Source organism: Pseudomonas sp. TSRC2-2 (assembly GCF_049897785.1).
Classification (GTDB): domain Bacteria; phylum Pseudomonadota; class Gammaproteobacteria; order Pseudomonadales; family Pseudomonadaceae; genus Aquipseudomonas.
Genome location: NZ_JAFCWZ010000017.1, coordinates 59,647 through 77,595, shown reverse-complemented (window position 1 = coordinate 77,595; position 17,949 = coordinate 59,647). Strand labels below are relative to the sequence as shown.

Here is a 17,949-nt window from a genome sequence, read left to right as displayed (position 1 = left end):
CGCGAGCAAACCCGCTCCCACATTTGGATCTTCGGTCATTTCCAGAGATGGATCGGCCAGCCGGATTTTTCCGCGTGCTCAAGCAGTACCGGATCCGGATTGACCACGTGCGGAAAATCCACCTTCAGCAACAGCGGCAGGTCATTACGCGAATCTGAATAGAAACTCGCGCCTTCGAGGTTTTCTTCTTCGGCATCGAGCCATTCCAGCAAACGGGTGATTTTGCCCTCACGGTAAGTCAGGGTGCCAACAGTGTTGCCGCTGTACACGCCATGGGCGACTTCCAGTTCGATGGCCAATATCTCGTCAATGCCCAGGCGATCGGCAATTGGCCGCACCAGGTGGGTGCCCGAGGCCGAAATCACCAGAATCCGGTCGCCAGCCTTGCGGTGGGCAGCGATGGTTTTGGTGGCGTCGCTGAAGATGATCGGTTCGATGAAGTCTTCAACCCAAGGCCCGACCAGGTGCTCGACTTCTTCCGGCGTGCGGCCGATCAGCGGTTCGAGACTGAAGTCCATGTACTCTTCCATCCGCAATTTGCCGTGGCTGTACGCGTCCATCAGCTCGTTGTTGCGGCGCATGAACGACTCGGGATCGACCCAGCCCAGGCGCCCCATCTGCTCGCTCCATAGAGTGGCGCAGTCGCCGTGAATCAAGGTTTCGTCCAGATCAAAAATTGCCAGGGCCATCAGTGCAGTTCTCTCTTCAACGTCAGCAAAGTCATCAGGCTACCTCACACAAGGCCGTCGGATCGATGGAAAGTGCCAGGCGCTGTCCGTCGGGGTGCAGATCGGCGGCGGAACGGTTGAGCACATCGACCACCAGTTCCACGCCGCGTGCTTCGACGCGATAACGAATGACATTGCCGAGCAGGCTGTGGCTGCGGATCTGCGCGTCGAGTTCGCCGTCGAGGCTCAGTTCGATGGCTTCAGGGCGGATGGCGATGCGATGGTTGATTGGCCGCTGCAACAGCTTTGAGGCAGCATCGGCGTCGAGCAGGTTGTAGTTGCCAATGAAGCCAGCGGCGAATACATCGACTGGCGCGGTATAGAGGGTTTCGGCGTCGCCGCTCTGGACGATCCTTCCTTGATTCATCAGGAAAATCCGATCGGACATGGTCAGCGCTTCTTCCTGATCATGGGTGACGAAGATCGTGGTCAGGCCAAGTTCACGCTGAATCTGGCGAATCTGCTCGCGCAGGTGTTTACGAATCCGCGCGTCGAGGGCCGACAGCGGCTCGTCCAGCAGCAACAGGCGCGGGCGTGTCACCAGCGAACGGGCAAGGGCAACACGTTGGCATTGACCACCGGAAAGCTGATGCGGGTAGCGGCTGGCGAAGTCGTGCAGTTCAACCAGTTTCAACACTTCAGAGACGCGTTTGTGGCTGTCATCGGCGTTGACCTTTTGCATGCGCAGGCCGAAGGCGACGTTCTGTTCGACGGTCATGTTGGGGAATAGCGCGTAACTCTGAAAGACCATGCCGATCCCGCGTTTCTGCGGACTCAACGGCACGATGTCGACGCCGTCGAGGAGGATCTGGCCGCCATCCACCGGGGTCAGCCCGGCAATGCACCTCAGCAGAGTCGACTTGCCGCACCCGGACGGGCCGAGCAGGGTGACAAACTCGCCTTTGTTGATTTCGCAATCAATGTCGCTGAACACGGTGGTGCCGGCATAACTCTTCTGCAGGTGTTGGACGCTGACGTAGCTCATTCGCTTTTGTCCTTGTTCAAGATGTTGGCGATCCAGGTCAGGACCAGCACGAAAAAGAAGTAGGAAATGACCAGCGCACTGGTGAAGTGACCGCTGCTGTTGCGCATGTTGTTCAGATAAACCTGCAGGGTTTCGTAGCGCGTGCCGACCAGAATATTGGCGAATACGAACTCACCGAAGAGGAACGAGAACGACAGCAGCAGCGCCACCATCAGCCCCTTGCGCAGGTTCGGCAATACCACCAGAAACGCCGCTTGAAAGGTGCTCGCGCCGAGCAATTGCGCAGCATCCATCAGGTCGCGCAGATTGATCGCTTGCAGGTTATTGGTGATCGCGCGGTACATGAACGGCAGCGCGACGGTGAAGTAGCAGCCGATCAGAATCCACGGCGTGCCGACCATCGCCATCGGCCCGGAACCGTAGAGCTGCAACAGCCCCACCGAGGACACCACCGGCGGTACCGCGAAGGGCAGCAGGATCAGGATATTCATCAGTGCATCGAGTTTCGGAAAGTAGTAATGCACGACGAACAGCAGCGGCAGGATGAGCACGACAGACAGCACCAGGGCGCCGACACAGACGATCAGCGACTGACCGAATGCGTGCAGAAAGCGCGGATCGCTCCACAGCTGGATGTACCACTTGAAGGTAAAGCCACTGGGCAGAATCGTTGCCGACCAACTGCTGGCGATCGAATAGACCAGCGTGCCCAGCAGTGGCAGCAACAGGATCGCGAACAGCAGATAGACCACGACGCGGTGGTAGAGGCCGGCCGGGCCGGATTCAGCGCGAGACATGGTAGCTCCTCTTCAACAGCAATTGATGCACAACGGTGACGATGGTCATCAACGCTACAAGTACCACGGCCAATGCGCTGGCCAGGTTGGGGTCGAGGGAAATGTCGCCGGAAACCATGGCCGCGATACGAATCGGCAGAACGTTGAAATTGCCGGTGGTCAGCGCGTAAACCGTGGCGTAGGCACCGAGGGCGTTGGCCAGCAGGATCACGAAAGTGCCGAGTAGCGCCGGGGTCAACACCGGTAGACCGATGTGCCGCCAGAACTGCCAGCCATTGGCGCCGAGCAACGCGGCGGACTCGCGCCAGTCTTCACGCAGGGCGTCGAAGGCCGGGTAAAGCAGCAGCACGCCGAGGGGAATCTGGAAATAGGTGTAAAGGATGATCAGACCGGTTTTCGAATACAGGTTGAAATCCTGAATGATCCCCGACTGCTTCAACATGATCGTGATGCTGCCGTTGAAACCGAGCAGGATGATGAAGGCGAATGCCAGCGGCACGCCGGCGAAGTTGCTGGTCATGTTGGCGAAGGCATTGACGAAGTTGCGCAGTTTCGTGTCGACCCGGCGCAGAGAGTACGCACCGAGTACGGCGATCAGGATGCCGAACACACTCGACCAGAAACTGATCTCAAGGCTGTACTGGATCGCCTGCCGGTAGAATTTCGATCCGAAGATTTTGCTGAAGTTGGCCAGGCCCCAACCGGATTCTTCCGATTGCAGGCTGTTGATCATCACCCAGACCAGTGGGGCGATTTCGAAGACGATGAAGAACAGCGCGAATGGCACCAGACACAGCGCCGCCAGCCATTTGCCGCGAATCGTGGAATTCACTTGAACAACTCCCGGCATACAGGTTTGTCGTGGGGCACGCCGAGCAGTTCGCAGACCGTGCCGCAGAGCTCGGTCTGTTTTGGTGTGGCGTCCGGGTTCAGGCTGAACGCATCGCCGAGGACGAACAACGGTATCTGACGCTCTTCCGCCAGCAGGCCGTTGTGCGAGCGATCGTTGTTCATGCCGTGGTCAGCTGTTACCAGTATTTGGTAACCAGCGTCGAGCCAGCTCTGCAGATAGTCGGCGAGAATGATGTCCGCCGAGCGCGCGCTGTTGCGATATTGCGAACTGTCCAGGCCGTGCTTGTGCCCGGCGTCGTCGATATTCATCGGGTGGATCAGGAGAAAGTTCGGTGCATGACGCAGGCGTAGACTCTCGGCGTCGGCAAACAGGTGCGAGTCCGGGTAATGGTCGTTCCAGTAGAAATGCCCGTGCTGGATCGGCAGCGACGGATCGTTGGTGTGGCGGTCGCGCGCAGCCACGAACGGTGAGCGGTTATACAGTTCGCTGACCCAGTGATATGCCGCAGCGGCGGTTTTCAGACCGGCATCGCGGGCGTAGTGATAAATGCTGCGCTGGTTGGACAAGCGCGACACGTTGTTATGGACGATGCCGCTATTGATCGGCGAAACGCCGGTGAGAATGCATTCGTAAAGCGGTCGGGACAGCGCCGGCAGTTCGCACTCCAGTTGATAGAGCGCCGCGCGTCCTGCGCCAACATAAGCCTGCAGATGCCCCAAGGCGTGACGCGCAACCTCGTAGTTGAGGCCGTCGAGCACGACAAGGATGACGTTGTGCTTCATAGGGGCAAGAACTCCGCGAAATTCAGATATTCCGAAATCGACTCAATTCCCTGTGGGAGCGGGCCTGCTCGCCAAAGCGGTACATCATTCAACGATGATGTTGCCTGACACGACGCCTTCGCGAGCAAGCCCGCTCCCACATCTGGATTTTCGACAGATCACGAAATGTTGATCATCAGTCTTATTTCATTTCGACAATGACTTCTTCGTTCCACTGCTGCGGCAGGGCTTTGGAAGTTTTTTCCCAGGCGTCGGCATCCTTGACCGGCGTGACCTTCTTGTACTGCTCGTTCGGCAGCAGCTGGGCTTTCACGTCTTCCGGCAGTTGCAGGTGTTCGGCGCGGATCGGCCGAGCGTTGCCGCGGGCGAGGTTGGTCTGGCCTGCGTCGCTGAAGATGTATTCGCGGGCCAGCTTGGCGGCGTTGGGGTTTTTCGCGTACTTGTTGATGATCGTGGTGTAGCCGGAAATCACCGAACCGTCGGACGGGATCAGCACCACGTAGTCATCCGGGTTGGCCATCTTGGCCTTGTAGCTCAGGCCGTTGAAATCCCAGACCACGCCGACTTCGATCTCGCCTTTTTCCATGGTGGCGATGGTCGGGTTGGCCATCGACAGGCGCCCCTGTTTGGCGAGGTCGGCGAACAGCAGCAGGGCAGGTTTGATGTTCTTCTCGTCACCGCCGTTGGCCAATGCCGCAGCGAGGACACCGTTGGCGGCCTGGGCGGCGGTGCTTACGTCGCCGATGGAAACCTTGTACTTGCCGGTTTTCAGGTCAGCCCATTTGGTCGGCACGTCGGAGCCGTTCAGCAGCTTCTTGTTAACGATGAAGGCGATGGTGCCGGTGTAGGCCAGTGCCCAGTTGCCGTCCTTGTCTTTGGCCCAGTCCGGAACCTGATCCCAGGTGCTTGGCTTGTACGGTTGCACCACGCCTTGCTTGACCGCGATCGGGCCGAAGGCGGCACCGACGTCGCCGATGTCGGCGGTGGCGTTGTCTTTTTCGGCGGCGAACTTGGCGATTTCCTGGGCCGAGCTCATGTCGGTGTCGATGTGCTTCAAGCCGTAATTCGCAGCCAGGTCATCCCAAGTGCCTTTCCAGTTGGCCCAGTTGTCGGGCATGCCGACACTGTTCACGGCACCTTCCGCTCTTGCCGCGGCTTCGAGGGTTTTCAGATCGGTGTCGGCCGCCATCGCGGCGGTGCACATAGCAATGGTCGAGCCTAACAGTGTTGCCAGGAAAAGCTGTTTCATTCCGAAGCTCCTTGGTCGTGTTCAACGCTGCGATTGGATTGTGTTGGTCTAGGTCAGCAATACCTGAGCCAATTTAGTCAGGCTGGATGACACTTTGATGTCTAAGGCCTTGTGGCAGGTCTTTTTTCTGCCCGGGATCGGCAGCTGCTAAACAAGCGTAGACCATGACGCGGGCCCGGCAGACAAAGGACTTGGCCGATGTATTGCAAGCCATGAACGCGACCGCTGGGTAGTTTTGTCATCTGTCGGTCATCTGCACTGCCTAGGCTTGCAACATGCGAAGGCGCTTCGAGCGGCGTTCGAATTTGCCCCGAAACAGTGCTGGTCTAGTCCAGATAGGTAACGTTGATGCGCGATGAGGCAACCAAAGCGGTGACAGCGATTGGCCAGGTGCTGCAGGAGCAGATCGATCATGCTTTGCTGGTGGCCGGGAGCAAATTGCCGGCCGAACGCAAGCTCAGCGAATTGTTCGGCACCACACGGATCACCGTGCGTGAGGCGTTGTTGCAACTTGAGGCGCAAGGGCAGATTTATCGTGAGGAGCGGCGCGGCTGGTTCGTGTCGCCGCCGCGTCTGGCTTACAACCTCATGCAGCGCAGTCACTTCCACGCCATGGTCAGTGCGCAGGGGCGTGAGCCGTCGACCGAGGTGATTTCAGCGCGGTTGCAGCCGGCTTCGGCGGCGGTGTGTGCGTGGTTGCAGTTGCCGGCGCTGTCGAGCGTGATTCAGATTTGCCGCTCGCGGCGGATTGACGGGCGCCTGGTGTTGTATGTGGAGCACTATTTGAATCCGCAGTTTTTTCCGGGGATTCTCGAGTTTGATTTGAATCAGTCGATCACTGAGTTGTATGCGCGGCATTACGATTTGCACTACGGGCGGGTGCGCTTCGAGATTGTGCCGACGGCGTTGTCGGTGGATGCGGCAGCGGCGTTACGGGTGTCGGTGGGGAGCCCGGGGTTGCGGATTGCGCGGGTCAATTATGATCAGCATGGGCGGCTGATTGATTGTGATCTGGAGTTCTGGCGCCATGATGCGATTCACGTAGGGGTTGATGTGGTCTGATCTTCCGGTCGCTGCGCTCCCACGCCCGGATCAATCCCTCCGCTCAGCCTGCCGACGGGCTCCAGGACCAAAAGTGGAACTCGAGCTTGCGCTCATCGAATGTGAGAGCTGCCGAAGGCTCGGGCCGCGATCGGACGATCTGTTGATTTTGATTTCGCTGTTCTGTGGGAGCGAGCCTGCTCGCGAAAGCGCTCCCACAGTCACCCCCTATCTACTTGCCCACCCCCGCATTTCCATACAAATAATCCGTCGCCAGCGAAGCCAGTGTCCTCACCCCAACCACCAATGCCGACTCATCCACAAAGAAACCTGGATTGTGATTCGGCGCAGCCTTGCTCATGTCTTGATCCCTGGGGGTCACACCGAGAAACACAAACAGTCCCGGCGCCTCTTTGGCGAAGAACGAGAAATCTTCCGCCCCACCCACCAGCGGTCCCTGCACCACGTCATCCTTGGCCGCCCATTTCAATGTCGGCAGCATTTTCTCGGTCAGTGCCGGGTTGTTGATCGTCGGGTCATATTTTTCGATGATGGTGACGTCGGCTTTAGCGCCACCGCTTTCGGCGATTTTCTCGATGGTCTGGCGCACGTCGTTGTGCAGTTTCTGGCGGATGCCGTAGTCGTAGGAACGGATGGTCCCGGTCATGTCGAGTGATTCGGGGATGATGTTGTAGCGCGTGCCGCCGTTGATGGTGCCGATGCTGACCACCGACGGATACGAGGAAATGTCGGTGCGGCGACTGACCACGGTCTGCAGGCCGACGATGGTTTGCGCACCGACGGTGATCGGGTCAATGCCGTCCCAGGGACGGCCGGCGTGGGTTTGTTTGCCGTGAATCTTGATGCGCAGGTCGTCGGAGCTGGCCAGGGTCGGGCCGGGGCGGTAGGCGATCTGGCCGGCGGGGACGCCGGCCCAGACATGGAGGCCGAATACCGCATCGGGTTTCGGCGATTGCATCACGCCTTCTTCGACCATCATTTTTGCGCCCCAGGTGTTTTTGCCGTCGGGAATGAAGTCGCTCGGGCCTTCTTCAGCAGGCTGAAAGTAGAACACCACGGTGCCGGGCAGGGTGTCGCGCATGCCCGTCAGGATCTTTGCCGCGCTGAGCAGGATTGCGGTGTGGGCGTCGTGGCCGCAGGCGTGCATGACGTCGACTTCCTTGTCGAGATACATGCCTTTGGCTTTCGAAGCGAACGGCAAGTCGGAGACTTCCTTGACCGGCAGCGCGTCCATGTCGGCCCGCAGCGCTACGGTCGGACCGGGCAGCGCGCCTTTGAGAACCGCGACCACGCCGGTGCGGGCGACGCCGGTTTTCACTTCAAGACCCATGGCTTGCAGCTGTTTGGCGACCAGTTCAGAGGTGCGTTTCTCAGTGTTGCCGAGTTCTGGATGGGCGTGGAGATCGCGGCGGGTTTCCAGCAGTTGCGGTTCGAGCTTCTGCGCCTGCTCGGCGATGCGGGCGCGGGCGCTGTCCATCGTCGCGGCGCCGGCGTGGCTTGCGGCCAGGGTGAGCAAAAGGGTTTGGGCAATACGCGTCAGGTGCATGGATTTGTCCTTGATTATTGTTGTCGGGCTTCCTTGCCTGTGACTGCAACCGCGCGCCTGAGTGCTATTCCTTCGGTTGACCGCCGCCGGCAGTAATCACCTGCACACTCATCCTTGGCGTCGCCAGATCCAGCCCCGCCTCATCCAGTTGCCGCTTCAGCGACAAATTGAACGCCCGGGAAACCTCCCACTGCTTGATCGGCGCAGTCTTGAACCGTGCGCGCAAAATCGCGCTGCCGGACTCGAAACTCTCGACACCCTGAATCTCCAGCGGCGACCAGATGTTGCGGCGTTGCAGCGGATCGCTGCGCATCTTCTGGCCGACGTCGCGCATCAATTTGATCGCATCGTCGATTTCCATGTTGTACGGCACGGCGACACGGAAGATGGCGTAGCCGAATTCTCGCGAGTAGTTCTTGATGCTTTTGATTTCGCTGAACGGGATGGTATGGACGATGCCGTCGATGTCGCGCAGGCGCACGGTACGGATGGTCAGGCCTTCGACGGTGCCGAGGTGGCCGCCGACGTCGACGTAGTCATCAATGGCCAGCGAGTCTTCGATGATGATGAAGAGGCCGGTGATCAAGTCGGCGACCAGTGACTGCGCACCGAAGCCGATGGCCAGACCGATCACACCGGCACCGGCCAGCAGCGGCGTGACGTTCATGCCCATGTTCGCCAACGCGACGATCAGCGCGATGATGAAAATCGCCACGAACAGCACGTTGCGGATCAGCGGCATCATCGTCTGCGCCCGTGCATTCGCCAGACCTTTGCGCGAGCGGGTGAGGGCGTGGTGCACGGCGGTGTCGGCGAGGATCCAGATCAGCCAGGAGAAAATCAGCGTGCCGATCAGGCTGAACAGTTTGACGCTGATGTCGTGGCCATCACCTTCGGCGAACGCGATCAGCGAATGGCCCCACACGCGCAGGCCCAGTTCGATGAAGATCAGCCACACCAGCAAATGCGTCAGGGTGTAGAAGAAGTTTTTCAGTCGCTCCGAGTACAGCGCATGGCGTTTCGGCCCGCGTTGCGGTTTCAGCGAATGGCGGCGCACGAGGCCGTTGATGACCATGCACAACACCAGCAGAACCGTGCAGATCAGCGACTGCCGCAGCGCCGTGCTGGTGTCGCCAGCGGAGACGAAAGTGGCAAACAGTGAGATGCCGACCAGCACCAGCGCCGGCACGTACCAGAAGGTGCCGAGGATTTCGATGGTGTCGCTGAGGGCGCGGCGGGTCAGGCGCCGCGACAGTGGTTGATTGCGGATCAGGTGCGCAATCGGCCGGCGGAAACGCAGGATGAACAGGCCGGTCGACAGCGCGGCGAGCACATTGGCGGTGGTCGCTGCGGTGTGCGCCAGATGCACGCCGAGACTTTCCACCAGGCGCGGATCGCTCAGCGCTTCACCAAACGCGGCAAAGCTGCCGATCAGCCACAGCGGGCGGAACGCCTGATGGCGCAGGATATACAGGGCGCGATGGCGGTGCGGGCCGTCGAGCAGGGAGAAGGCAATCACACAGATCGCCGAGAAACAGGTACCCACCACCAACGCATAAGCCAGCACCATCGCCAGACTTTTGCCCAGCGAGGACGGCAGCACGTAGCTCATGTACACCGTCATCACCAACGCGATCAGCCACGGCCCGAGCTTGCGCAAAGCGAAGCGCAACATGTCGAGGGCCTTGGGGTGTTGCGGCAGTTCTTCGGTCAGGCCAAAGCGCAGACGCACACGGTGGCCAAGCCAGATCAGCGCGGCGGCGAGCAGGCTCCAGAGCATCAGGATAACGGCGAAGCCGAAAATGATGGGCAGCCATTCATTGGCCGGCAGCAGCTTGCTGGTCAGCTCGTCCTTGGCCAGGTCGAATTCGTTGGACCAGCGGGTGATCGGGCTGTCGGCGCCGGAAAACTGTTTTTCGAAGTTGGCGAGGGTGCCGCCGATCAGGCCCAGCACGCCTTCTTCCGGCGTGGCCTGGGCTTGCTTCGTGGCGTCGCGCAGCTTCTTCAGATCGCTGAGCAACTGCGCGCGTTGCTTGTCGTTTTCCAGCGACTTGATCACCTCGTCGAGCGACTGGCCGAGGGGTTCCTGGGCTTCAGCTTGCGGTTTGGAGGTGTTGAGCAGGCCGGGCAAACCGACCGCATGCGCGGGCCCCAGCGGCAGCAGCGTCATCAGGCAGACAAGCAGCAGGCTGGGCAAAGCAAAAAGGCGAGCAAACACCAGGAGACAACCTCGGGATTGGCGGATGCGCTGGAGTGTACGAGGCCGTCTGGCGCAATGCGAGCCGGGCGCGGTCATTCGTTGAGCTTGGCGAGGATCTTGTAGACCACCGTGGCGAGGATCATCAGCATGCCGACCCACATGGCGAACACCCCGGCATTTTTGTCACGGAAGTTGAAGCCTATGGCCAGCAGGATCATCCCGCTGAGGATGGGAATGAGCATGGCATGGAAGGAGGACATCGAGATCATGGAGACTGCCTTGTCTGGGTGGGATCATTTGAGTCTAGGCGGGTTTGCACGTGTAGGAGCTGCCGCAGGGTGCGATCTTTTGATCTTCAAAGCAAAATCAAAAAGCCGCAGCCTTGCGCAGCTCCTGCATCAATCAGCGCCGCTGATTAAGGCAATTCACGACTGGCATAGAACGCGCTGAGCACTTTGACCAGATGCGCCAGGTCATGGCTGCCGCACAGCTCGCGGATCGAATGCATGGCGAAAGTCGGCAGGCCGATGTCGACGGTGCGCACGCCCAGGTGACTGGCGGTGATCGGGCCGATCGTCGAGCCGCAGCCCATGTCGCTGCGCACCACGAAGCTTTGCACCGGCACTTCTTCGGCCATGCACAGATGGCGGAAGAAACCGGCGGTTTCGCTGTTGGTGGCATAGCGCTGGTTGCTGTTGACCTTGATCACCGGCCCGGCATTGAGTTTCGGGCCGTGGTTGGCGTCGTGCTTTTCGGCATAGTTGGGATGCACGCCGTGGGCGTTGTCGGCCGACACCAGCAGGGATTTCTGGATGGTGCGCACGAACTCGTCGCCTTCCGGCAGCAGGCGGCGCAGGGTCTGTTCGAGCATCGGGCCGTCGGCACCGCACGCCGAGCAGGAGCCGACTTCTTCGTGGTCGTTACACACCAGCACGCAGGTTTCGTCGGTCTCGGCGGTGAGCAACGCCTGCAGGCCGGCGTAGCAGGACAGCAGGTTATCCAGCCGCGCACCAGCGATGAAGTCGCCGTTAAGACCGATGACTGCAGCGCTTTGCGTGTCGTAGAAACTCAGCTCGTAATCCAGCACCACGTCGGCGTTCAGACCGTGTTCGCGGGCCAGTTGATCAGTGAGCACGGCGCGGAAATCGACGCGCTCGTCACCGGCGAACTGGGCGAGGATCGGCGGCAGTTCGGTCTGCGCGTTGATCGCCCAGCCCTGGTTGGCTTCGCGGTTGAGATGGATGGCCAGGTTGGGAATGATCGCAATCGGTGCCTTGAAGTCGATCAACTGGCTTTCGACCTTGCCGTCACGGCGGAAGGTCACGCGGCCGGCCAGCGACAGATCGCGGTCGAACCACGGCGCCAGCAGTGCGCCGCCGTAGACTTCGACGCCCAACTGCCAGAAGCCCTGACGCTGCAGTTCCGGTTGCGGCTTGACCCGCAGGCATGGGCTGTCGGTGTGGGCGCCGACCAGACGAATACCGTCGTGCAGTGGCGAGTTGCGGCCCATTTTGATCGCGACGATCGAGGAATCGTTACGGGTGACGTAATAGCGGCCGTTGGCCTCGGTGGACCATGGCTCGCGCTCGTCGAGGCGCACATAACCGGCGGCCTCCAGACGCTGAACGAGGCTGGCGGTGGCGTGAAACGGGGTAGGGGAGGCCTTGAGAAAGTCGATCAGGCCCTGGTTCAACTCTGCGCGCATAAGAAACTCCAGACAGCAATGGGCGGCAGTTTAACGCATCACTCAGCCGCATTGGGCAAGTGGTTTGCGCACGTATTGTCAGGCCTGATGACCGATGCGCTTGCGCAGATAGGCCAGGATGGCCTTCTGATCAGCCTTCCTCGCAGGTTTCGGCAGATGTTTTGGCCAACCCTTGTCAGTGCCGAAGAAAGCTTGTTGCGCGACGCTGTCCCAGCGAAGGATTTCCCGCGAAGCCGATTCCCACCATTCATGCCGGCAGATTTCGTAATACGGATGTTCAGGTGCAGCACTGCCGAACAGCAACGCACGGCCGACTTTCTTCATGCCGCCGCGCTTTTTGCGCAACTTCCACTTGATGCGCAGGCGCTCCCAGGTCGAAGGGATCGGTTTGCTGCGCGGGACCTCGGTGCTCAGGTCTGGCAATTCGGGGTGAAAGGCCTCGCCGTAGCGGGCGAAGAAATGTTTCTGCATGGCGTGGAAGAAGTTTTTGTCGGCGAAGTAGTGATAGACGAATTTCTTCGCTTCCTGGATGGGCTGGTCGCGCATGGCAAATGACAGTGCAATCTGTTCGATCGTGTGGATGTCGAACGAATCCTGCGTCCACTCATCGATCAGTCGGATCGACGTTTCCAGCAGCGCTGCATCGCCATCGGTGACGCCGCACAAGCCGCTGTTGTACAGCTTGAAGCTGTTTGCAGGCGAGATGCCGTGGACTTGCAGGCAGCGCGCAAGTTTTTCGTAGTCCGTGCGCTTACAGACATAACTCCAATCGTATTCGAAGCGGTCCATCACGTAACGGCCGGGTGTGATCATGCTGAACAGTCGATGCGGCGAACCCAGAAACAGCGTGTCGGTGTCGACGAACAGGGTTTTTTCGGCGAGTGTCAGGCCCAGTGCAATGGCGCACGCTTTGCGGCGGTGGTGGTAGCCGTTCTCGCCCTGCCACTGGCTGACGGTCTGCTCGCTCAGGGCGACGGTGTCGACCGGCCAGCCGGCGTAGTCCTGCGGGCGATCGGTCAGGATTCTGATGCGTACCGATTCACCCTGCTGCAGTTGCGCCAGGGCGGTGAGGATGCTGAATTTGGCCTCGCGCCGATAGACGTCTTTGTCGCCATAGATCAGGTAAAGCAACTGGTGCGGTACTTTTTCTATGGGGGGGAAGGCTTCGCGCATAAGCGGCTCCATACGGCGGGTGCGCGAGTTTACCGTATTGCTCCGCTGAATTGCAGGCCGGTCGCTTGCTTCAAAGTGTTGCCGGGCGGGGTGTCAACCGATGATCAGTCTGCCGTTGAGGAAGACTTCACGGCGCTGCTTGCGACCGATGTCTTCATGCTTGCTCGGCTGATAGACAGTTTCGAACTTGTCTCGAGACAAATCAGGCAGCGCACTGAGGTATTGATCGACCAAGCGATCGTAAGCGGCTTCGGTGATGAATTTGTAGATTTCCCGACGATAGAAGAAGCCCAGTTGAAAACCGAGCGTTTCACTCAGGTGCGCGGTCGGGCCTGCGAAGCAGTTTTCAAAATCAATGGCTTTTAGTGGCCCGTGCGTTTGCTCGGGCACCATGATGTTGCCCACCCAGAAATCCATGTGAGTGATGTTCTTGCTGGCGAGCGAGCTGAGCAGTTGAAACGCGTCGAGGATGAAAGCTTCGATATTTTCGGGGTTGCGTCTGATGCATTCGGCGCCATCAATATGGCCTTCGAGCAGGTGCGTCAGCAGGAAGAACTCTTCGGTCAGGCCAAGCCTGCTGCGTGTGTAGCCATAGCCCTTCAATGGCGGCATGTTCACGCCCCGGCGCTGAGCTTCGAGGGAATTCATCAGTTCTTCGAGCGGCCAGTCGAAGCGCCCGTTACGTTGCGGTTTGTTCAGGCTCACCCGCACTTTTGCCTTGAACGTGTCCAATGGCTGGACCTTGGCAAACAGGGGCGTTTCACACGAGGACAGCGGTGCGCTGGCCCGGGTCAGTTTGCGCGCGCGACGTTTTTCTATCAGTTGCTCGAGGGCTTGGCGCGCCTGGGTGCTGGGGGTTTCGCTCAGGTGCAGGGTGGTGTTACCGAATGCGCACACGATGGGATATTCGGATTGGAGCGTTTTGCTGCAGAACACGGAAAAGGCCTCCTGCCTGATGTCGAAGTGCCATGATTTTATATTTGATTACAATTTTATGACAGTTCTTTACGTCAATCTATTGCCGGTGAACTTTTGACAGGACAAAAAAAGCCCTCCATCAGGAAGGCCTTTCAGAAGCAGACGCGATTCAGAACGGCGCCGGGCACTCGAATCGCAGACGCTCGCCGCTTTGCGGATGAGTGAAACTGAGCATGCTCGCGTGCAGACACAGGCGCGGCCAGGCCGCCAGCGCTTGCTCGTGGGCGTAGAGTCCGTCACCGAGCAGCGGATGGCCGATCGACAACAGGTGCACGCGCAATTGATGCGAGCGCCCGGTGATCGGTGTCAATTCGACCCGGCACCAGTCGCCGCACCGTTCCAGCACCTTCCAGAACGTCAGCGCATGTTTGCCGAATTCGTGATCGACCACATGCCGTGGTTTGGTCGGTGGATCGTAGCGCAACGGCAGGTCGATGCTACCGCTGTCCAGTTCCGGCTGACCCCAGGCCAAAGCGGTGTAGGCCTTTTCGGTTTCGCGATCATGAAACTGCCGCGACAACTCACGATGGGTATCGGCATCACGGGCCAGCAAAATGATGCCGGAGGTTTCCCAGTCCAGGCGATGGACGATGCGCGCTTCCGGGTAGCCGTTTTCCTGCAGACGGGTAATCAGGCAGTCCTTGTTGTCATCGGCGCGGCCGGGCACCGAGAGCAGCAGGGTCGGTTTGTCGACCACCAGTACGGCGGCGTCCTGATAGATGATGCGGATGTTGGACAGCGGCATTAAAACAGCCTCGTAACAAATGCCAACGGCGGTTCAGGACCATTCCACCGGGGAATGGCCCTGAACCGCCGTCGTACCTGCCGGATCGACTCAGCGGTCGGGCAGGGTGATGTTGAGTTCCAGAATCGAGCAACTGCCCTGGCTTTCCAGTGCAACGTGTACGTCATCGTTGCCGATATTGACGTACTTGCGGATCACGTCGACCAGTTCCTTCTGCAAGGCTGGCAGGTAATCCGGCGTGCTGCGCTGGCCGCGCTCATGCGCCACGATGATCTGTAGACGCTCTTTCGCTACCGAGGCGGTACTTGGCTTTTTGTTGGCACGAAAGAAGTCAAAAAGGTTCATTACCTACCTCCAAACAGGCGCTCGAAGAATCCCTTCTTCTCGACATCGAGGAATCGGTGGGCTTTTTCTTTGCCCAGCAGGCGGTCGACGGTATCGCTGTAAGCCTGACCGGCATCGCTCTGGTCGTCGAGAATTACCGGCACGCCCTGGTTGGAAGCCTTGAGCACAGCCTGGGATTCCGGGATCACGCCGAGCAGGGTCACCGAAAGGATTTCCTTGACGTCTTCAACGCCAAGCATCTCGCCCTTTTCAACACGCTCCGGGTGGTAGCGGGTGATCAGCAGGTGTTCCTTGATCGGGTCTTCGCCACGTTCGGCGCGGCGCGATTTGCTCGCCAGCAGGCCGAGCATGCGGTCCGAGTCACGTACCGAGGAGACTTCCGGGTTGGTCACAACGATCGCTTCGTCAGCGAAGTACATGGCCAGGTGCGCACCTTTCTCGATGCCAGCCGGGGAATCGCAGACGACGAACTCGAATTGTTCCTTGAGCTCCATCAGGACTTTTTCCACGCCTTCGACGGTCAGCGCGTCTTTGTCGCGGGTCTGGCTGGCTGCCAGCACGTAGAGGTTTTCCAGGCGCTTGTCTTTGATCAGCGCCTGTTGCAGGTTGGCTTCGCCGTTCACGACGTTGACGAAGTCGTATACCACGCGGCGCTCGCAACCCATGATCAGGTCGAGGTTACGCAAGCCGACGTCGAAGTCGACGATCACTGTTTTGTGGCCGCGCAGTGCGAGACCGGTACCGATAGCGGCGCTGGTGGTGGTCTTACCCACACCACCCTTGCCGGATGTAACCACGAGAATCTTGGCCAAGGTGTTTCACCCCTAAGGAAGAAGGACTGTTCAGCCCCTGAAAAACATCTCTTGAAAACTACTGCAGTCGGACAGCCTTGGCTGGAATTTGGCTTTAGGCCTTTTTCCTACTTCGTTTGAGCCGTTTTCGCTACGTTTTAGAGATGCTTGGAAAATGCGGCAGTATCCGTTAAAGCCGAATGATGTTCAACACGTCGCCTGACAGGCTGACCTGGACGCCCGAGCCCCACATCGGATCGCGACGCAAATCCTCGGAGACCTTGTAATGACCGGCAATGGAGATCAGTTCAGCGCTCAATTGCTGACAGAAAATCCGTGCCTTGGTGTCACCTTTGACGCCGGCGAGTGCACGGCCACGCATCGGGCCGTATACATGGATGTTGCCATCGGCGAGAAGTTCCGCCCCCGGACTGACCGATGAGACCACGACCAGATCGCCACCCTGGGCATATATCTGTTGGCCACCACGTACTGGCGTGGTGATTACGCGGGTCGGTTTAACGGTCGGCTCAGGCGGTTTTTCCGGCTTCTTCCTGACTTCCGCTTCCGGCGTCTCCAGCGGACGCTCGCGGGCGCCGGAGGGCGGCAGCACGGGGATGTCGATGGCGATGGCGGCGGCGATGTCTTCGATGCGGCTGGCGCGAATGGCCAGGGTGCGCAGGCCATGTTGACGGCAGACGCGCATCAGCCCCGGCAGGTCGACAGCGCCCTGGCTCGGCGGTAATTTGTCGAGCGCCAGAACCAGCGGTGCATTGCTGAAAAAATTTGGCGCCTGGGCGACTTTGGCGGCCAGTTGCCGATCGAGGCTTTCGAGGTCGTTACGGGCCAGTTCCAGCACAGTAATGGCCAGCATGCTGCCCTTGAGCTGGAATACGGGATCTTGGTCTAACGGGTCGGTTTGGCTCATGTCGGCATACAACGGCTTGTCACTAAAAGTGCCGAGACTTATAACGAGAACGCCCGCGAGCCGCAAGCCGGGTCGAACGATGTAGAATGCGCGGCCACTGTATTTACGGAAGCTTTAATGGATCGCCCGCGTTTTCGAAAAGCATTTCTTGCTCCGCGCTTCTGGCCGCTCTGGTGCGGTCTGGGGCTTTTATGGCTGATCGTGCAGTTGCCGTATCCGGCGCTGCTGACCATCGGTCGAGTTTTGGGTGCGTTGATGTATCGCCTCGCCAGCGACCGGCGAACCATCGCGCGGCGCAATCTGCAATTGTGCTTCCCGGAAAAATCCGCCGCCGAGCGCAAACGCCTGCTCAAGGAAAACTTCGCCTCCACCGGGATCGCCTTTTTTGAAATGGCGATGAGCTGGTGGTGGTCGCGCGAGCGTCTGGCGAAACTGGCCCACGTCGAAGGCCTTGAACATCTGCAGAAGGCCCAGCGCGAAGGCAAAGGCGTGATCCTCATGGCTGCGCATTTCACCACCCTGGAAATCGGCGCGGCGCTGCTTGGCCAGCAGCACACCATCGACGGCATGTACCGCGAACACAAAAACCCCTTGTTCGACTTCGTCCAGCGCCGTGGTCGCGAGCGGCACAATCTGGATTCGCTGGCGGTGGAGCGCGACGACGTTCGCGGCATGCTCAAGCTGCTGCGCTCGGGCCGGGCGATCTGGTATGCGCCGGATCAGGACTACGGCGCCAAGCAAAGCATCTTCGTGCCGCTGTTCGGCATTCAGGCCGCCACCGTCACTGCAACGACCAAGTTTGCTCGCCTGGGCAAGGCGCTGGTGGTGCCGTTTACTCAGGAACGTCTGGCCGACGGCAGCGGTTATCGCCTGGTGATTCATCCGCCGCTGGAGGATTTTCCCGGCGAGAGTGAAGAGGCCGATTGCATCCGCATCAATCAGTGGGTCGAGAGCGTCATGCGTGCCTGCCCCGAGCAATATCTGTGGGCGCATCGGCGTTTCAAGAGCCGCCCGCCGGGCGAGCCGAAGCTTTATCCCAAGCGTCGTTGATTCAACCGTACTGAAAAGCACCATGGAGTGTT

At 59.5% G+C, this 17,949-nt stretch carries 18 protein-coding genes; 2 read left to right on the top strand and 16 right to left on the bottom strand.

The annotated features are described in order from the left end of the window. Nucleotides 1–35 precede the first annotated feature (35 nt). The 6 genes from ACP7D9_RS28165 to ACP7D9_RS28140 all read right to left on the bottom strand — a co-directional run bounded on the left by ACP7D9_RS28165 (nucleotide 36) and on the right by ACP7D9_RS28140 (nucleotide 5,394). Complete coding sequence (locus tag ACP7D9_RS28165; RefSeq protein ID WP_101157542.1) at nucleotides 36–689, bottom strand: HAD family hydrolase; 654 nt, start codon at nucleotides 687–689, stop codon at nucleotides 36–38. 34 nt (nucleotides 690–723) lie between these two features. Continuing rightward, nucleotides 724–1,713: an ABC transporter ATP-binding protein gene (locus tag ACP7D9_RS28160; protein WP_101157540.1), complete on the bottom strand. Its 990-nt coding sequence runs from the start codon at nucleotides 1,711–1,713 to the stop codon at nucleotides 724–726. Beyond that, the gene (locus ACP7D9_RS28155; RefSeq protein ID WP_016773742.1) at nucleotides 1,710–2,510 is read right to left on the bottom strand and encodes an ABC transporter permease; all 801 of its coding nucleotides are present in this window, start codon (nucleotides 2,508–2,510) and stop codon (nucleotides 1,710–1,712) included. Before ACP7D9_RS28155 ends, ACP7D9_RS28160 begins: the two co-directional genes overlap by 4 nt. Further along, nucleotides 2,497–3,360, bottom strand: coding sequence for an ABC transporter permease (locus tag ACP7D9_RS28150; RefSeq protein WP_426160255.1), 864 nt, complete (start codon nucleotides 3,358–3,360; stop codon nucleotides 2,497–2,499). Before ACP7D9_RS28150 ends, ACP7D9_RS28155 begins: the two co-directional genes overlap by 14 nt. Continuing rightward, the gene (locus ACP7D9_RS28145; RefSeq protein WP_426160254.1) at nucleotides 3,339–4,145 is read right to left on the bottom strand and encodes an alkaline phosphatase family protein; all 807 of its coding nucleotides are present in this window, start codon (nucleotides 4,143–4,145) and stop codon (nucleotides 3,339–3,341) included. Before ACP7D9_RS28145 ends, ACP7D9_RS28150 begins: the two co-directional genes overlap by 22 nt. A 181-nt stretch (nucleotides 4,146–4,326) precedes the next feature. Next, nucleotides 4,327–5,394 carry an ABC transporter substrate-binding protein gene (locus ACP7D9_RS28140; RefSeq protein WP_101157534.1) on the bottom strand — a complete coding sequence of 356 codons (1,068 nt, stop codon included), beginning with the start codon at nucleotides 5,392–5,394 and terminating at the stop codon, nucleotides 4,327–4,329. A gap of 348 nt (nucleotides 5,395–5,742) precedes the next feature. On the opposite strand from ACP7D9_RS28140, the gene phnR reads away from it, so the two are divergent. After that, nucleotides 5,743–6,456 (top strand): phosphonate utilization transcriptional regulator PhnR, encoded by a 714-nt coding sequence (gene phnR, locus ACP7D9_RS28135; RefSeq protein WP_101157532.1) that lies wholly within the window; start codon nucleotides 5,743–5,745, stop codon nucleotides 6,454–6,456. 211 nt (nucleotides 6,457–6,667) lie between these two features. Here phnR and ACP7D9_RS28130 read toward each other — a convergent pair whose 3' ends face one another. The 10 genes from ACP7D9_RS28130 to minC all read right to left on the bottom strand — a co-directional run bounded on the left by ACP7D9_RS28130 (nucleotide 6,668) and on the right by minC (nucleotide 16,867). Continuing rightward, nucleotides 6,668–8,002, bottom strand: a complete 1,335-nt coding sequence (locus ACP7D9_RS28130) for an amidohydrolase (protein ID WP_426160253.1) — start codon at nucleotides 8,000–8,002, stop codon at nucleotides 6,668–6,670. A 64-nt stretch (nucleotides 8,003–8,066) separates the two neighbouring features. Beyond that, nucleotides 8,067–10,220: a mechanosensitive ion channel family protein gene (locus tag ACP7D9_RS28125; protein WP_426160252.1), complete on the bottom strand. Its 2,154-nt coding sequence runs from the start codon at nucleotides 10,218–10,220 to the stop codon at nucleotides 8,067–8,069. A 74-nt stretch (nucleotides 10,221–10,294) separates the two neighbouring features. After that, a complete protein-coding gene (locus tag ACP7D9_RS28120; protein ID WP_007965354.1) occupies nucleotides 10,295–10,471 on the bottom strand; it encodes a hypothetical protein in 177 nt (58 codons plus the stop codon). A gap of 146 nt (nucleotides 10,472–10,617) precedes the next feature. Beyond that, the gene (locus tag ACP7D9_RS28115; protein WP_064364632.1) at nucleotides 10,618–11,907 is read right to left on the bottom strand and encodes a M18 family aminopeptidase; all 1,290 of its coding nucleotides are present in this window, start codon (nucleotides 11,905–11,907) and stop codon (nucleotides 10,618–10,620) included. Between the two features lie 78 nt (nucleotides 11,908–11,985). Continuing rightward, nucleotides 11,986–13,080, bottom strand: a complete 1,095-nt coding sequence (locus ACP7D9_RS28110) for a hypothetical protein (protein WP_426160251.1) — start codon at nucleotides 13,078–13,080, stop codon at nucleotides 11,986–11,988. 93 nt (nucleotides 13,081–13,173) lie between these two features. Further along, nucleotides 13,174–14,016 carry a hypothetical protein gene (locus ACP7D9_RS28105; RefSeq protein ID WP_313005603.1) on the bottom strand — a complete coding sequence of 281 codons (843 nt, stop codon included), beginning with the start codon at nucleotides 14,014–14,016 and terminating at the stop codon, nucleotides 13,174–13,176. Between the two features lie 151 nt (nucleotides 14,017–14,167). After that, complete coding sequence (locus ACP7D9_RS28100) at nucleotides 14,168–14,803, bottom strand: RluA family pseudouridine synthase (RefSeq protein WP_101157516.1); 636 nt, start codon at nucleotides 14,801–14,803, stop codon at nucleotides 14,168–14,170. A 90-nt stretch (nucleotides 14,804–14,893) separates the two neighbouring features. Beyond that, nucleotides 14,894–15,148: a cell division topological specificity factor MinE gene (minE, locus tag ACP7D9_RS28095; RefSeq protein WP_003223146.1), complete on the bottom strand. Its 255-nt coding sequence runs from the start codon at nucleotides 15,146–15,148 to the stop codon at nucleotides 14,894–14,896. After that, nucleotides 15,148–15,960, bottom strand: a complete 813-nt coding sequence (minD, locus tag ACP7D9_RS28090; RefSeq protein WP_007913953.1) for a septum site-determining protein MinD — start codon at nucleotides 15,958–15,960, stop codon at nucleotides 15,148–15,150. The genes minE and minD overlap by 1 nt, the downstream gene beginning before the upstream one ends. Nucleotides 15,961–16,129: 169 nt before the next feature. Continuing rightward, the gene (minC, locus tag ACP7D9_RS28085) at nucleotides 16,130–16,867 is read right to left on the bottom strand and encodes a septum site-determining protein MinC (protein WP_101157514.1); all 738 of its coding nucleotides are present in this window, start codon (nucleotides 16,865–16,867) and stop codon (nucleotides 16,130–16,132) included. A 117-nt stretch (nucleotides 16,868–16,984) separates the two neighbouring features. Here minC and ACP7D9_RS28080 point away from each other — a divergent pair, with 117 nt between their 5' ends. Continuing rightward, the gene (locus tag ACP7D9_RS28080) at nucleotides 16,985–17,917 is read left to right on the top strand and encodes a lipid A biosynthesis lauroyl acyltransferase (RefSeq protein WP_101157513.1); all 933 of its coding nucleotides are present in this window, start codon (nucleotides 16,985–16,987) and stop codon (nucleotides 17,915–17,917) included. Nucleotides 17,918–17,949 lie beyond the last annotated feature (32 nt).

Coding starts and splice junctions, on each gene's coding strand:
- ACP7D9_RS28120 (WP_007965354.1), bottom strand. CDS start 10,471: ATGATCTCGATGTCCTCCTTCCATGCCATGCTCATTCCCATCCTCAGC.
- ACP7D9_RS28155 (WP_016773742.1), bottom strand. CDS start 2,510: ATGTCTCGCGCTGAATCCGGCCCGGCCGGCCTCTACCACCGCGTCGTG.
- ACP7D9_RS28115 (WP_064364632.1), bottom strand. CDS start 11,907: ATGCGCGCAGAGTTGAACCAGGGCCTGATCGACTTTCTCAAGGCCTCC.
- ACP7D9_RS28080 (WP_101157513.1), top strand. CDS start 16,985: ATGGATCGCCCGCGTTTTCGAAAAGCATTTCTTGCTCCGCGCTTCTGG.
- ACP7D9_RS28130 (WP_426160253.1), bottom strand. CDS start 8,002: ATGCACCTGACGCGTATTGCCCAAACCCTTTTGCTCACCCTGGCCGCA.
- ACP7D9_RS28110 (WP_426160251.1), bottom strand. CDS start 13,080: ATGCGCGAAGCCTTCCCCCCCATAGAAAAAGTACCGCACCAGTTGCTT.
- ACP7D9_RS28100 (WP_101157516.1), bottom strand. CDS start 14,803: ATGCCGCTGTCCAACATCCGCATCATCTATCAGGACGCCGCCGTACTG.
- ACP7D9_RS28145 (WP_426160254.1), bottom strand. CDS start 4,145: ATGAAGCACAACGTCATCCTTGTCGTGCTCGACGGCCTCAACTACGAG.
- ACP7D9_RS28140 (WP_101157534.1), bottom strand. CDS start 5,394: ATGAAACAGCTTTTCCTGGCAACACTGTTAGGCTCGACCATTGCTATG.
- phnR (WP_101157532.1), top strand. CDS start 5,743: ATGCGCGATGAGGCAACCAAAGCGGTGACAGCGATTGGCCAGGTGCTG.
- ACP7D9_RS28150 (WP_426160255.1), bottom strand. CDS start 3,360: ATGCCGGGAGTTGTTCAAGTGAATTCCACGATTCGCGGCAAATGGCTG.
- minC (WP_101157514.1), bottom strand. CDS start 16,867: ATGAGCCAAACCGACCCGTTAGACCAAGATCCCGTATTCCAGCTCAAG.
- minE (WP_003223146.1), bottom strand. CDS start 15,148: ATGAACCTTTTTGACTTCTTTCGTGCCAACAAAAAGCCAAGTACCGCC.
- ACP7D9_RS28165 (WP_101157542.1), bottom strand. CDS start 689: ATGGCCCTGGCAATTTTTGATCTGGACGAAACCTTGATTCACGGCGAC.
- ACP7D9_RS28160 (WP_101157540.1), bottom strand. CDS start 1,713: ATGAGCTACGTCAGCGTCCAACACCTGCAGAAGAGTTATGCCGGCACC.